11 protein-coding genes are annotated in these 13,396 nt (G+C 51.8%); 8 read left to right on the top strand and 3 right to left on the bottom strand.

All coding sequences use genetic code 11. The features are described from left to right. Nucleotides 1-3 precede the first annotated feature (3 nt). The gene (locus tag BLQ88_RS09765; protein WP_090148796.1) at nucleotides 4-1,251 is read right to left on the bottom strand and encodes a glucuronyl esterase domain-containing protein; all 1,248 of its coding nucleotides are present in this window, start codon (nucleotides 1,249-1,251) and stop codon (nucleotides 4-6) included. Nucleotides 1,252-1,279: 28 nt separating this feature from the next. After that, nucleotides 1,280-2,098 carry an alpha/beta hydrolase gene (locus BLQ88_RS09760; protein ID WP_090148795.1) on the bottom strand — a complete coding sequence of 273 codons (819 nt, stop codon included), beginning with the start codon at nucleotides 2,096-2,098 and terminating at the stop codon, nucleotides 1,280-1,282. A gap of 225 nt (nucleotides 2,099-2,323) precedes the next feature. Here BLQ88_RS09760 and BLQ88_RS36415 point away from each other — a divergent pair, with 225 nt between their 5' ends. Further along, a complete protein-coding gene (locus tag BLQ88_RS36415; RefSeq protein ID WP_019944387.1) occupies nucleotides 2,324-2,488 on the top strand; it encodes a lmo0937 family membrane protein in 165 nt (54 codons plus the stop codon). A gap of 123 nt (nucleotides 2,489-2,611) precedes the next feature. Further along, nucleotides 2,612-3,163 carry a hypothetical protein gene (locus BLQ88_RS09755; protein WP_090148794.1) on the top strand — a complete coding sequence of 184 codons (552 nt, stop codon included), beginning with the start codon at nucleotides 2,612-2,614 and terminating at the stop codon, nucleotides 3,161-3,163. Nucleotides 3,164-3,202: 39 nt separating this feature from the next. On the opposite strand, the gene BLQ88_RS09750 is transcribed toward BLQ88_RS09755, so the two are convergent. Continuing rightward, entirely contained in the window at nucleotides 3,203-3,895 is a 693-nt protein-coding gene (locus tag BLQ88_RS09750; protein WP_176884960.1) for an arylesterase, read from the bottom strand. A gap of 198 nt (nucleotides 3,896-4,093) precedes the next feature. Between BLQ88_RS09750 and BLQ88_RS09745 the strand changes: the two genes are divergently transcribed. From BLQ88_RS09745 to BLQ88_RS09720, 6 genes are all read left to right on the top strand, one after another. Next, on the top strand, nucleotides 4,094-4,768 hold the full coding sequence (locus BLQ88_RS09745; RefSeq protein ID WP_090148791.1) for an ABC transporter ATP-binding protein: 675 nt from the start codon (nucleotides 4,094-4,096) through the stop codon (nucleotides 4,766-4,768). A 13-nt stretch (nucleotides 4,769-4,781) separates the two neighbouring features. After that, nucleotides 4,782-7,325 carry an ABC transporter permease gene (locus BLQ88_RS09740; RefSeq protein ID WP_090148790.1) on the top strand — a complete coding sequence of 848 codons (2,544 nt, stop codon included), beginning with the start codon at nucleotides 4,782-4,784 and terminating at the stop codon, nucleotides 7,323-7,325. Between the two features lie 45 nt (nucleotides 7,326-7,370). Beyond that, entirely contained in the window at nucleotides 7,371-7,835 is a 465-nt protein-coding gene (locus tag BLQ88_RS09735; protein ID WP_090148788.1) for a DUF6932 family protein, read from the top strand. A 3-nt stretch (nucleotides 7,836-7,838) separates the two neighbouring features. Beyond that, the gene (locus BLQ88_RS09730; RefSeq protein WP_090148787.1) at nucleotides 7,839-8,072 is read left to right on the top strand and encodes a hypothetical protein; all 234 of its coding nucleotides are present in this window, start codon (nucleotides 7,839-7,841) and stop codon (nucleotides 8,070-8,072) included. A gap of 528 nt (nucleotides 8,073-8,600) precedes the next feature. Then, nucleotides 8,601-11,636, top strand: a complete 3,036-nt coding sequence (locus BLQ88_RS09725; protein ID WP_090148785.1) for a SusC/RagA family TonB-linked outer membrane protein — start codon at nucleotides 8,601-8,603, stop codon at nucleotides 11,634-11,636. Between the two features lie 10 nt (nucleotides 11,637-11,646). Further along, nucleotides 11,647-13,341, top strand: a complete 1,695-nt coding sequence (locus tag BLQ88_RS09720; RefSeq protein WP_090148783.1) for a RagB/SusD family nutrient uptake outer membrane protein — start codon at nucleotides 11,647-11,649, stop codon at nucleotides 13,339-13,341. The last annotated feature ends 55 nt before the right edge of the window (nucleotides 13,342-13,396 follow it).

The following is a 13,396-nucleotide window of genomic DNA, read 5'->3' as shown; positions in this document are numbered from 1 at the left end:
GGTCTATTTTTGCAAATGTAAATCAGAGAAATTTAATATCTGTATCCAGTCGAACATTTTAACATCGTGCCCGCCCGGTCGGATATGAAACCCTATTTGGCCCGCCAGAGGCTGATTCAGCGCCGGAAACGGGCCGTCGGGTAAACCGTTCGTTCCCAAAAACCGGTACACTGCATCCGCCGCCCGCGCGGTAGCAAACTCTCCCTGGGGGTCTGAATTCTTGTCGTCTTCCGCCGTTGCCAGGTAAACAGGTCTTGGAGCAATGAGCGAAAGGACGAAATGCTGATCGAACGGCAGCTCCGTGTCCTTGCCTTTATATTGGGCGAAACTCCGTGCAAACCAATGCGGAAATGCCGTGCAAAGCCGGTTAATGTCTTCCCCCACCCCGCGCCGGAACTGCTTGCCTCCACCTGCGCCCGATTCATTGCTCAGTACGGCTGCAAACCGGCGATCCGTTGCACCGGCCCAGAGCGCCGCCTTGCCCAACCGCGAAAAACCGAACACCGCCACACGTTTGGCGTCGATATCCTCGTCCGTTTCGAGGTAATCCAACCCACGGCTCAAAGCCCAGGCCCAGGCGGCCACGGTACCGAAATTGTCCTCGCGCTGCTGCAACCCGGGGTACAATGGGTGAATGCCGGTTTGAAATGCCTGTGCCTTACGGTCGGAAGCGATTTCCTCGCGGTAGAGCGTCACGAGCGCGTACCCGCGTGCGAGAATGCTGTCCACAGCCCACTGCGAGGCATTCACACCACGGCATGCGTCCGTTGCCTTACCATCCACGGCGCAGGGGAACATCCTGCTGTTCTCGACCCAGGCGGTGGTCAGCTTAATGCCCGGGTCGGGATGGATCGCCTGGTTACCGATGAAATTGAGCCCGATAATGGCTGGTACCGGATGTTTGGCCGAGTTCGGAATGTAAACGAGCAGGTCGAACTTCGCTTCCCTGCCGTTTTCCGTAATATGCACCGTCACTTGCTTGCGCGTCACTTTGCCGCCTAATGCATTCTTATCAAGGTCGAAAACTTCGAAACGCATATTTTTAGGGCGACCCGGAGCTACCCCGTACATTTCGCGCGTCATGGTTTCAAGGATCTCTTTCCGCCTCCGCTCCCAGTCCTTGACAGACTTTACCTTTTTCCCATTGTTAAATGTAAATGGATCGGGCAATGCCTGATTACCCTCCTGGGCACGCAATATTTTTGGCAAAACAGTGAAAAGAAGCGTCAATGCAAACAGAAAATACCTCATAGTGAGCCGTATGACACGGATTTGCGGATTATTTTTTATTGAAATAGGTATTCATAAAAAGCAGCTGGTGCTGAACTGCATTCTCCCAATACGGCCAGTTGTGCGCGCCCGGGCGGGAAATGTAGTCGTGCGGGATTTTGCGGTATTCGAGTTGCTGGTGCAGGTTTTCGTTCACGGCGTAGAAGAAATCCTCGGTACCGCAGTCGATAATGAGCGAAAGCGAGTTGGGAGTGAGCAAATGGAGCATATTGATTACCGTATTCTTCTCCCACCTTTCGGGTTGCTCGGCGTAAGAGCCCAGGCGCTTGGCCATGTCCCAGTTGTTGGGGAAGGGGCGGATATCCACGCCGCCGCTCATGCTGCCGGCAGTACCGTACACATCCTGGTGCTTCAAAGCGAGGTAGAATGCCCCGTGACCGCCCATGCTCAGCCCCGTAATGCCCCGGCCTTTGCGGTCTTTGATGGTTTTGTAGTTTTTATCGACGTAGGCAACGAGTTCTTTGGAAACATAAGTCTCGAACTGCGACTGCGGGTCCACCGGGCTGTCCCAATACCAGCTGCTGAAACCGCCGTCCGGACAGACGATGATCATATTGAACTGGTCGGCGGCTTTCTGGATACCGGGCGCTTTCTGGATCCAGTTGGCATGGTTGCCGCTGTAACCGTGCAAAAGGTAAACGACAGGAAATTCTCTGCCTGCATTATACCCCGCAGGCCGTACCACGACTACTTTCAGGTTCTTTTTCATCACCGCGCTGTTCACCTCCACGGTGTCGACCTGCGCGGCAATCGCCTGACTTAATGTTAAAAGGACAAATGCAAAGAGTGATAGAAATGCTTTTTTCATTGGAAAAGAATTGAAAGGGAATTAAGAGAATGACGATAGCGGAGCGGCTGTTACCGTAAGTTTTGAGAAAATTTTCTACAACTCGTCGGAGTAAAAGCCTTGAACGCCGCAAATATTGTAGAAACCGTGGAAATATCACGTTTGGAAACGCCAGAAAGTGGCTGGCATTTAAATTGATATAATCCATGTATCTCTAAATTAACTCTAACTCAAAATTTTACAACAATGGGAAATCTCCTGTATACCATAGCCGTGATCCTGGTGATCCTGTGGCTGATCGGCTATTTCGGCTTTGCAAGTTTTGGATTAGGAAACATCATTCACATCCTGCTCGTTATCGCCGTCGTTGCGATTATCCTGCGTGTGATACGTGGCGACAGGGTAGTATAGCGAAACCTCCATACGGCATTGTGGCCCGGAACGTTTGCAAGCACTCGTTTCGGGCTTTTTTACGTCTTGGCTGGCATAGTTGTTTTTTGGTCACGCGCATTATTTCAACCAAAAAACAACGTAATGGAAACTACAATCGAATATAATTATCCCTCGCTGGTGAATGCCGCATTCTCCAACCGCTCAGATGCGCAAAAAGCGTACGACGAACTGATGTACCGCGGCTACAAGCCGGACGAAATCAATGTGATTATCTCGGACGAAACGCACCGGATACACCACGAGGAGATCGGCCAGGAAAAACCCGCGCATACGACCATGGAAAATGCGGGCATCGGCTCGGCCATCGGCGGCACTGCCGGCGCCATCGCCGGGGCTTTGATCGCCATCGGCAGCACGGTGATCATTCCCGGGCTGGGCATTGCGGTAGCGGGTCCCCTGCTCGCGGCGCTCACGGGTGCAGGCGCGGGCGGGCTTACGGGAGGCATAGTAGGCGCATTACACGGCCGCGGAGTACCCAAAGAGCATGCGGAAGCCTTCGAAACAAGCATCCGGGCGGGCGAAACGATCATTTCATTCACACCAAAGACCATCGAGGACCGAATGGAAATTATCGAAGCCTGGAACAAATACGGCGCCCGGCAGCTGCACGGCAATGAAACTTACAATGCCTGAAATGAAAAGAACCCGCTCGATCGAGCGGGTTCTTGCATTTTATAACAAATCTTTAATTCTTATCCAGACATTCTCGGCGAGGATCTTGTGGCCTTCCGCCGTGGGGTGAATGCCGTCGGCCTGGTTGAGCTTCGATTCGCCTCCTACCCCTTCAAGCAGGAAGGGAATGAGCGTCACGTTGTTCTTTTTGGCCAGATCCGCGTAAACTTCCTTGAATTCACCGGCATATTTCTGGCCCATATTCGGCGGGATTTGCATGCCGGCGAGCACGCGCTTGGCGTCGGGGTATTTGGCTTTTACCTTATCCAGAATTTCTTGCAAATTTTTGCGGGTTTCGGAAACAGGAATGCCGCGCAGGCCGTCGTTACCGCCGAGTTCAAGTACAAAAACATCCAGCGGTTGTTTGAGCAGCCAGTCGATGCGGCTATTTCCACCGGAGGTAGTTTCCCCGCTCACGCCTGCATTAACAACTTTGTAATTCAGACCTAAAGAATCAATGCGCTTTTGGATAAGCCCCGCAAAGCCCTGCGACGGGTCGTCGAGGCCATATGCTGCGGTGAGGCTGTTGCCGAAAAAGACGATGACTTTCTTTTTCGCAGCAGGCGTTTTGGCCGCTGCCGCTGTCGAATCGGCCTTTTGCGCCGACTCTTCTTTTTTCGCGTCACCGCAGGAAAGCAGCGAGGCGGTTAGTAACGATAATGCCAAAAATGTCTTGAAACGACGCATATCCATTATAATCTCTATCGAAGTGGAATGAATTTTACACTTTAAAAACGCATACCGGGCCATTCATTCTCATTTAAAAGCCGTTTAAACTATATTTATGAGAATCAATACCCGAAAAGAGCCAAATTAGGTCTTTCGCGCCTGAGCTAAGTGCCCAGAGCTGCATGCCCAAGGCACGACGCAAACATAAAAGAAAAACGATTGATGAATACCATACTCGATCTGCACGACGTCAGTAAAATATATAAAAGCGGCGACCGCACCCTCAAAGTCCTTGATAGTATCAGTTTTTCCATCGATACAGGCTCCACGGTCTCTATCGTAGGTCCCTCGGGCAGCGGTAAGACGACGCTCCTCGGCCTCTGCGCCGGGCTCGACCGCTCTACAAACGGCACCGTAGAACTGCACGGGAAGCGGCTCAACGGCCTCAATGAAGATCAGCTCGCGGCGGTACGTAACCAGTATGTAGGGTTTATATTCCAAAATTTTCAATTGCTCCCGACACTCACCGCATTGGAAAATGTGATGGTACCCATGGAATTACGGGGTGAAAAGAATATAAAGTCCCGCGCGCTCGACCTGCTCGACAAAGTGGGCCTCGCCGAACGCGGCCACCACTACCCTACCCAGCTCAGCGGTGGCGAGCAGCAACGGGTTTCGCTGGCAAGGGCATTCTCGAACCAGCCGCAGATCCTTTTCGCCGACGAGCCGACTGGTAACCTCGATGCGGAAACGAGTGAAAAAGTGGTGAAGCTACTTTTCGACCTCAACCGCGAGGCGGGTACCACGCTCGTGGTCGTCACCCACGACCTCGAACTCGCTGCCAAAACCCAGCGCATTATCCGCATCAAAGGCGGCAAAATTGTGGAGGCCAGCTAACCTTGAATTTCCGATGAACCCCGATACTTTCAATTTTCCCTGGTTATTACAAATGGCCTGGCGCGACAGCCGCAGAAACCGCGCCCGGCTCGCATTGTTCATATCGTCCATTATCCTCGGCATCGCCGCGCTCGTAGCCATTTACTCGCTCGGCGACAACCTGCGCGACAATATCGACAACCAGGCCGCCACGCTGATCGGCGCCGATTTGTCCATTTACAGCGGTAAAAAAATCGAGGGAAAAGCGATGGCATTCGTGGATTCGCTGGGCAAAATGCGCTCGGAGGAACGTGCATTCGCTTCGATGGTGTATTTTAATAAAGGTGGCGGAAGCCGGCTCACGCAGGTAAAAGCATTGGCGGGCGATTTCCCCTATTATGGAAAGCTGGAAACGATTCCCGTGTCAGCGGAACAGACATTCCGAAACCGGCAGGAAGCAGTGGTCGACCAGACGCTCATGCTGCAATACCGCGCGCAGGTAGGCGACTCTATCCGGATCGGAGAGGTTACTTTTGCCATTGCAGGCATCCTCGAAAAAGCGCCGGGTGCAACGGGCATTACCGCCTCTGTTGCGCCGGTTGTGTACATTCCCATGCGTTTTTTGGACCAGACGGGACTTATGCAGAAAGGCAGCCGCGTGGGTTACAGGTATTATTTCAAATATCCTGCGAAAACGGACGTCGAAAAGATGGTCAAAACACTGGAACCCAAATTCGAGAAGTACGACCTTGACTATAATACTGTACAAAGCCAGAAGGAGGATACCGGCCGCTCGTTCCGCGACCTGACCCGCTTCCTCTCGTTGGTAGGGTTCGTGGCGCTGCTGCTCGGGTGCATAGGCGTAGCGAGCGCCATACATATATATGTGCGCGAGAAGCTGAATTCCATCGCGATATTGCGCTGTCTGGGCGTGAAGGCGTCGCAGGCATTCCTGATTTACCTGATTCAGATCGCCGGCATCGGGCTCATCGGTACTGTGCTCGGTACGCTGCTCGGGACCGTAATTCAGCAATTTTTACCGGTGGTATTGCAAGATCTCCTTCCGTTTGACCTCACTACCGACATTTCGTGGTCCGCTATCGGACAGGGACTGGCCATTGGCGTGCTGATATCCATTCTTTTCGCATTACCACCGCTCGTATCGATCCGCAAAGTGTCGCCACTGAATGTACTCCGCTCGGCCTCGGACGCCTCTCATCCGGAGCGCGACGCGGTGAGCTGGGCATTGTACGGGCTGATTGTCCTCTTCATTTTCGGGTTTTCGTTCCTTCAAATGCAGACCTGGATACAGGCATTGGTCTTCACGGGCAGCATTCTGGCCTCGTTCCTGATCCTTTTTGGCATTGCCAGTCTGCTGATGTGGCTTGTGCGCCGTTTTTTTCCGACTTCATGGAGCTACCTCTGGCGTCAGGGCCTTGCCAATTTGTACCGGCCCAACAACCAGACGACCATTCTCATCGTCTCCGTCGGCCTGGGCACTTCGCTGATTTGCACGCTCTTTTTTATCCAGACCATCCTGCTTACCCGCGTGAAGCTGTCGAGCAGCGGCAATCAGCCCAATATGGTGCTTTTCGACATTCAAAACCATCAAAGAGAGGGCGTACTCGCCATTGCCAAAGCGCAAAATGTGCCTATTAACCAAAGCGTGCCCATTGTAAACATGCGTTTGGAGGAAGTTAACGGCAAAGCCGCCGCGGATTTTGAGGGCGACACCACAGCTGAGCAATCACGCCGCATATTCGGCCGGGAGTACCGCGTCACCTTCCGCGATTCGACCACATCTTCCGAAAAAATCACCAAAGGCAAATGGCAGGGAAAACACAACCCATCTGCGGAAATGATACCGATTTCGGTAGAACAAGGCTTTGCCGAAAGAAGCCGCCTCGAACTCGGCGACACGCTGGTTTTCAACGTGCAGGGTACCATTATGCCTACCACCATTTCCAGCTTCCGGGAGGTTAACTGGAGTGAGGTCCGCACCAACTTCCTCGTCGTATTCCCGACCGGCGTGCTCGAAGAAGCTCCGCAGTTTCACGCTATGCTCACGCACGTGCCCAATCCGGCTGTTTCCGCCCGGTTCCAGCAAGCATTGGTGAGGCAATACCCCAATATTTCCATCATCGACCTCGCCCTGGTACTACGCGTGCTGGATGATATTTTCAACAAAATCGGTTTTGTGATCCGTTTTATGGCCGGTTTCAGCATTCTCACCGGGCTTATCGTGCTCATCGCGTCCGTCATGATCAGCAAGTACCAGCGCATTCAGGAAAGCGTCCTTTTGCGCACATTAGGCGCGAGTCGGAAACAGATATTCGTCATCACCTCACTGGAATACTTCTTCCTCGGCGCCCTCGCCGCATTCACGGGCATTCTCATCGCCGTGATCGGAAGCTTCTGCCTGGCCAAATTCAATTTCGAATCCGAGTTCAACCCTGAACTCTGGCCGATCGCATTGATCTTCCTTTTTGTCTCTTTGCTCACTGTAATCATCGGTTTGCTAAATAGCCGCGGCATCTTGTCCCGCCCGCCCCTGGAGGTCTTGCGGCAGGATGTTTAAAGGTTTATTTTTGGTTATATTTAACCTAAAAATAAAACCGCACACTTGGAATTTGACATTCAGGGCAACTTGAAGCCTTACGACATTATCTGTACTGACTGGTCGACTTTTAAAGCCGAGTTCGTCGACGCGTTCCCTCGGTCCAGTACGAGGCGAGTGATCTTTGAGAATTTCTCGATGTATATGGAAAAGCTGGTCGCAATCATAGGCAAAGATTTTCATCAATGGATAGACGGAAGCTTTGTCACCAGAAAACTTAACCCAGGCGACATTGATTTTGTGACATTCATAAATGCAAAAACTTTCAGCCAAAATGAGCGTGTACTAAATGATCTGAGAGCGGAAAGCCAGGAGAAAAGTCTGCGGCTCGACGGATATTTCGTCAAAGATTTCCCAAGAAATCACAAAAGGTTCGTTCACTCTTACCTGGATTCTGTGCAGTGGATGCACGATTTTGTCAAAGACTCTCGAAAAGGGCAATCGAAAGGATTTATACAATTAAATTATTGAGTCATGAAACCACAGATGATAGTAGAATTGGAAGAATGGGGATTGCGTGTGTCGCGGCTCATAGAACTTGTGGCACTCACCAATCAAACCCTGCAAATGCATCGTGAGTCCGGCGATTCATGGTTAATGATCAAACAATACGAAGAACTCCTGGCCGAACGCCAGCAAGAGTTGGATGAACTCCTGAAACTTCATGGACTAACATTGAAAGTTGTCCCGGCAGAAACCGCCGCCTAGCCGCTAAGAATGAGGTATCGCTACCTTTCTGCTGAGCATTTCTTCGTCTCGTTCCTACTTCTCTCCGTTCTCCTGAGACTCCCATTCTGCCGCCAACGTCCTATCCGCCTGCGCTCATCTAACAAGTCTTGAAGAACATTTCCTCCATTTACTGTTCGTGGCAACGCCGCTTTTAGGTTAAAATGCCGCTTTAATGCAACTTTTTCAGTCCCGATCAGACTTTGGGATGATTAAAAATCAGCATTCCCACACCACAAAAAGCACTATTAATTTCATCCTATTTAATCTTTATATTTTTTCAAACGTTTGCACAGAATTTCAAACGTTTGCATAAACTATAAAGTTATTGCTATTATTTATATTAAAAATACAATCTGTAATCTTGTAACTCATTATACCCAAATTTTCCTCTATGACTGAAAATCAATCTTGCCTCAACTTTCTATTCACTGTAAAATCCAATAATCCACGACTATGAGAAAGACTTCGACTCTATCAGTCAGGACCGGGATAATCCGAAACTGCCTTATGCAGGTGACGGCCGTTTGCGGCCTCCACGCCATTGCCGCAGCTGAAATACCGGTTCCCGAAGGCCAGCCCAGAAAGCATGTTGAATCCAACATGAACAAATTGCAGGAGATTACGCTTACCGGTAAAGTGACCACCGAAGGTTCCTCCGAGGGGTTACCCGGCGTTACAGTCGTGATCTCCGATGTCAACGGCAACAACAAACAAGGTGCAACTACCAATGAATCAGGCTCTTTCAGCTTTGCAAATTTACAAACGGGCCAGCGTTACAACCTGGAATTCAGCTATATCGGTTTTGAAAAGCAGTCGCTGAAAGACTTTCTTTTGACCGAAAGCAATGCCAGTTCCATCGAAATCAAGCTGAAAGAATCGGCGTCCAACCTCAGTGAGGTAGTGGTGGTCGGCTATGGCAGCACGACGAAAAAGGACATTACCGGATCGGTGAAGTCGCTGAAAAGCGCTGAATTCAACCAGGGGATCATCAACTCTCCCGAGCAATTGCTGCAAGGGAAAGTATCCGGTGTGAATATTACTTCGGCGACAGGCGAGCCGGGCGGCAAAACGAATATCACGGTCCGTGGTCCGGGCGGTGTGCGTACAGGTAGTACGCCATTGTTCGTCGTGGATGGTATGGCGCTCGACAACAGCGGTACCGGCGGCGACGCGAACCCGCTCAACTTCCTGAACCCGCAGGATATCGAGTCGATCGACGTACTGAAAGACGCCTCTGCCACAGCTATTTACGGGGCTCGTGGTGCGAATGGTGTTATTTTGATTACTACCAAAAAAGGCAAGTCGGGCGCGGCGCAGGTTACCTATTCGGGAAGCCTGGGCTTGTCCACCGCGGCGCGTCCCATTGATGTGCTCTCGGGCCCCGAGTTCCTGGCGGAAGCCGCCAAACTGGGCGCGACAGTAGCCGACGGAAAAGCCGATACCGACTGGCAAAAGGAAATTTTCCGCACCGCTACCACCCACAACCACAATATATCGATTGGCGGCGGCAGCGAAAAGATGACTTATTACGCCTCATTCGGATCGCAGAAGCAGCAGGGGATTCTGAAAGGAAACCAGCAAAACCGTTACACCGGCCGTGTGAACCTTTCCCAGAAATTGTTCGAGGACCGTGTGACACTGGATTTTAACCTCAATGCCACCAATACCAAAAACCAGCGCCCCAACATCCAGGGTGCGGTCGGTAGCGCGTTGACCATCAATCCGACTTACGCACCTTACAAGGCTGACGGCCAGCTGGCACTCTACGAGGATTTCACCAACCCGCTGTTCATTTTGCAACAATACAAGGAGCTCCTGACGACCAATCGTGTGCTGGCGAGCATTTCGCCATCGGTCAAGATTATCGACGGGCTCGTTTACAAACTGAACTTCGGCATCGATAACTCAACCGCTACGCAGGATAAACAATTGCTGCCGAGTACGATTCCGGCTGAGAACGGGCGTCTGGAAAATTACGGTTTGCGCAATACCAACAGGCTGCTCGAAAACTACCTGACTTACACGCTGAATACCAAAATGCACAGCATCACGGCGTTGCTCGGTCATTCCTACCAACGCATTTTCATCCAGAGCCGGAATTTCAGCATCAACAAGTTCCCGATTTCCGACATCGAGCCTATCTACAACCCGGGCCTCGGGCAGGATCTCACATTGGCATTGAACCAGCCCGGCGGTTTCGCGACGATCAACGAGCTGCAATCTTTCTTCGGCCGTGCGAGCTATGGTTTCAAGGACAAATACCTGCTCACCGCCACGTTGCGTATCGATGGATCGTCCAAATTCGGTGCTAATAACAAATATGGATCTTTCCCTTCATTCTCCGCAGGTTGGAGGATCTCGGAAGAACCTTTCATGAAATCGTCGCCATTCTCGGAGTTGAAGCTTCGTGCAGGCTGGGGATCGACGGGCAACCAGGAAATCCCTTCCAAAATCACCCAGGCGCGGTTTACGTCGGTGGTTTCAGGAACAGCGAGCTATCCGCTCGACGGCGGCACTACCTTCCCGGGCGGAACTACCTACACACGTCTGGCCAATCCCAACATTCAGTGGGAAGTGTCCAAGCAAACCGACGTAGGTCTTGATTTCGGTTTGTTCAAAGGCGCGTTGAGCGGGGAAATCGATTATTTCAGAAAAGTATCCGAAAAGATGCTGCTTGAAGTAATCCCAGCCGACCCTGTTCAGCCAGCCGGCACTTTCTGGACCAACGTGCCTGATATGCAGATCCTTAACGAGGGTATGGAATTCGAGCTTAATTACCGTAATGCATTGGAAAACGGACTCCGGTATTCGGTAGGTGGAAACATTACTTTCATCAAAAACCGCGTAGAGAACTCGCCTTATACCGTGATCCCGTCGGGTTCAGCACAAGGATCGGGGCTGACTTCCGCGACCATCAATGGTTACATCAACGGTGAAGCGATCGGCTCGTTCTTTCTGAAAGAGTTCATCGGTTTCGACGAAAACGGCATCAGCAAGTTCCGCGATGTGGATGGTAACGGCATTGTGAACGATGCCGACCGCGTTGTAGCAGGTACCGCATTGCCCACCCGCATGTACAATTTCAACGGAAATATCAGCTTCAAAGGCTTTGATCTGAGCGCCAACTTCAATGGTGTGGCGGGTAACAAAGTGTATGACAATACCGCCAACTCGAACTTCTACAAACTGAAACTATCGAAAGGCGTGAACGTGACACCGGAAGCGCTCGAATCGACCGAGGAATCTGTGAACAACTCGGCGGGGGTTTCTACCAGGTATCTCAAAAATGGCGCTTACCTGAGGCTGAACAACCTGGTGTTGGGCTATAACCTCAATACCGCCAAGCTTGGCATTAACAGATGGGTACAAACAGCCCGCATTTCGGTAACCGGCCAGAACCTGGCATTGTGGACGAAATACAGTGGCTACGACCCGGAAGTTAACAACGACCGTTCGATCGCCGGCATTACCTCATATGGTATCGATTACCTGAGTTATCCGAAATCGAAAACCGTCATTTTCTCGATCAATCTCGGCTTTTAATTATTGACCCATGAAGAAGAAACTATCAACCATATTCGCGGTAACCGGCCTGCTCATGCTCAGCAACGCCTGTACCGACCTGAAAGAGCAAGTGCTGGACGAAACGCTGAGCGTGAAACTTTCAGAAGAAGAAACCGTAAACGGGCTGCTGGCACCTACTTATGCATTGCTACCCAACCTTTTCCAGCATACCACCTATTTTGCATTGCAGGAAATTTCCACCGACGAGGCCATTCTCCCCTACCGCGGCGGCACCGACTGGGGCGACAATGGTATTTACCTCGCATTGCACGCGCACAACACCACCAGCACGGACCCGAACGTGAACAACACGTGGAACCAGCTGGTACAGTCTATCTCGCGGTGCATCACGGCTATCGAAGGGCTCAAAACCGCTACATCCCCGAATGTGGCGCTATACACCGCCGAGGCCCGTGGTATGCGTGCTTACTACAATATGGTGTTGCTGGATTTGTTCGGCATTGTGTTTGTGAAGGATGATCCGGGAACTACCTCGAAAATCATCCGTGGCGACGAGGCTGTGAAATACATCGAAAGCGAATTCCTGGCTGTCGAGCCGGTATTGCAGCCCAAATCGGCCGTAGGACCGGGCCGGTTGAACCAGGCCGCGGTTTGGAGCTTGCTGGCACGCCTAAACCTGAATGCAGCCGTGTACCGCAACATTTACGGCACGACATTCGATTTCAAAGCCGAGGATATGGATAAGGTAATCCAGTACACCGACAAGGTGATCAACTCCGGCCAGGCTAAACTTTCGTCTGACTATTTCGCGATCTTCGGGAACGACAATCATACCAACGACGAGCTCATCTTTGCCGTTGACCAGCGCGCCGAATTGAACGGACATAACCGGATGGCCTACTTCTCGATCTCCGGCGACCAGTTCCCATTAGCAGAATTTCCGCAGGCGAATGGTACCGACGGCCCGGGCGTTACCTCCGATTTCTACCAGACCTGGGTGCAGGCATATGGCGCCGTCGATCCTTCGCGTGACCCGCGGTTTTACCAGCAAAACATGTCTGTTTACACCAATGCTGCCGATACTTGTTTGGCCGACGCCGACTACAAGATTAACCGCGGCATCCTGAGAGGCCAGCAGTATGGCGCATTGCGCGTGAATGGCGCATTCCTCCGCTGCCCCGACGGCAAGCTGAAAGTAGGAAAGCTAACCTACCTGACGCGTAACCGTGCTGACTTGCCCGTAAGCTTCTCCGAAATGATCGACTTTACCACCGCGGGCAGCAACTACAACACCGGCTACCGCGTGGAGAAATACGAGTTCAGCAACAAGTCGAACACGGGCCGTAACCGCGGCGAGGCCGACATCGTGATTGCACGTCTGGCGGACATCTACATGATGCGTGCCGAAGCAAAACTCCGCAAAGGCAACGACGCAGCCGGGGCCCTGGCCGACGTAAACCTCGTACGCGCCTCGCGCACGAAAACACTCGCACCACCCGCGCTCACGAGCATGAACCTCGACCTGCTTTTCCGCGAACGCGGTTTCGAATTCTACTGGGAAATGCTCCGCCGCCCGGACATGATCCGTTTCGGCAAATACGAAGGCAAATGGACCGAAAAAACTAACGCCGACGTGAAGAAACGCATCTTCCCGATCCCGCAAACCGCCATCGACGGCGCCTCGAATTTACCGGGGTATTTGCAGCAGAATGATGGGTATTGATATTTGAGTACACAAATAAAAGCCGGTCGGAGTAGTCTGACCGGCTTTTTGTTTT

Origin of the sequence: Dyadobacter soli, assembly GCF_900101885.1 — a bacterium.
Taxonomy (GTDB): Bacteria; Bacteroidota; Bacteroidia; order Cytophagales; family Spirosomataceae; genus Dyadobacter; species Dyadobacter soli.
The sequence above is the reverse complement of the archived record's forward strand: the minus strand, read 5'-3'. Positions and strand labels throughout refer to the sequence as shown.

What these genes read in the sequence shown, in the direction of transcription:
- BLQ88_RS09765 (WP_090148796.1), bottom strand. Translation starts at nt 1,251, where the DNA reads ATGAGGTATTTTCTGTTTGCATTGACGCTTCTTTTCACTGTTTTGCCA.
- BLQ88_RS09760 (WP_090148795.1), bottom strand. Translation starts at nt 2,098, where the DNA reads ATGAAAAAAGCATTTCTATCACTCTTTGCATTTGTCCTTTTAACATTA.
- BLQ88_RS36415 (WP_019944387.1), top strand. Translation starts at nt 2,324, where the DNA reads ATGGGAAATCTCCTGTATACCATAGCCGTGATCCTGGTGATCCTGTGG.
- BLQ88_RS09755 (WP_090148794.1), top strand. Translation starts at nt 2,612, where the DNA reads ATGGAAACTACAATCGAATATAATTATCCCTCGCTGGTGAATGCCGCA.
- BLQ88_RS09750 (WP_176884960.1), bottom strand. Translation starts at nt 3,895, where the DNA reads ATGGATATGCGTCGTTTCAAGACATTTTTGGCATTATCGTTACTAACC.
- BLQ88_RS09745 (WP_090148791.1), top strand. Translation starts at nt 4,094, where the DNA reads ATGAATACCATACTCGATCTGCACGACGTCAGTAAAATATATAAAAGC.
- BLQ88_RS09740 (WP_090148790.1), top strand. Translation starts at nt 4,782, where the DNA reads ATGAACCCCGATACTTTCAATTTTCCCTGGTTATTACAAATGGCCTGG.
- BLQ88_RS09730 (WP_090148787.1), top strand. Translation starts at nt 7,839, where the DNA reads ATGAAACCACAGATGATAGTAGAATTGGAAGAATGGGGATTGCGTGTG.
- BLQ88_RS09725 (WP_090148785.1), top strand. Translation starts at nt 8,601, where the DNA reads ATGCAGGTGACGGCCGTTTGCGGCCTCCACGCCATTGCCGCAGCTGAA.
- BLQ88_RS09720 (WP_090148783.1), top strand. Translation starts at nt 11,647, where the DNA reads ATGAAGAAGAAACTATCAACCATATTCGCGGTAACCGGCCTGCTCATG.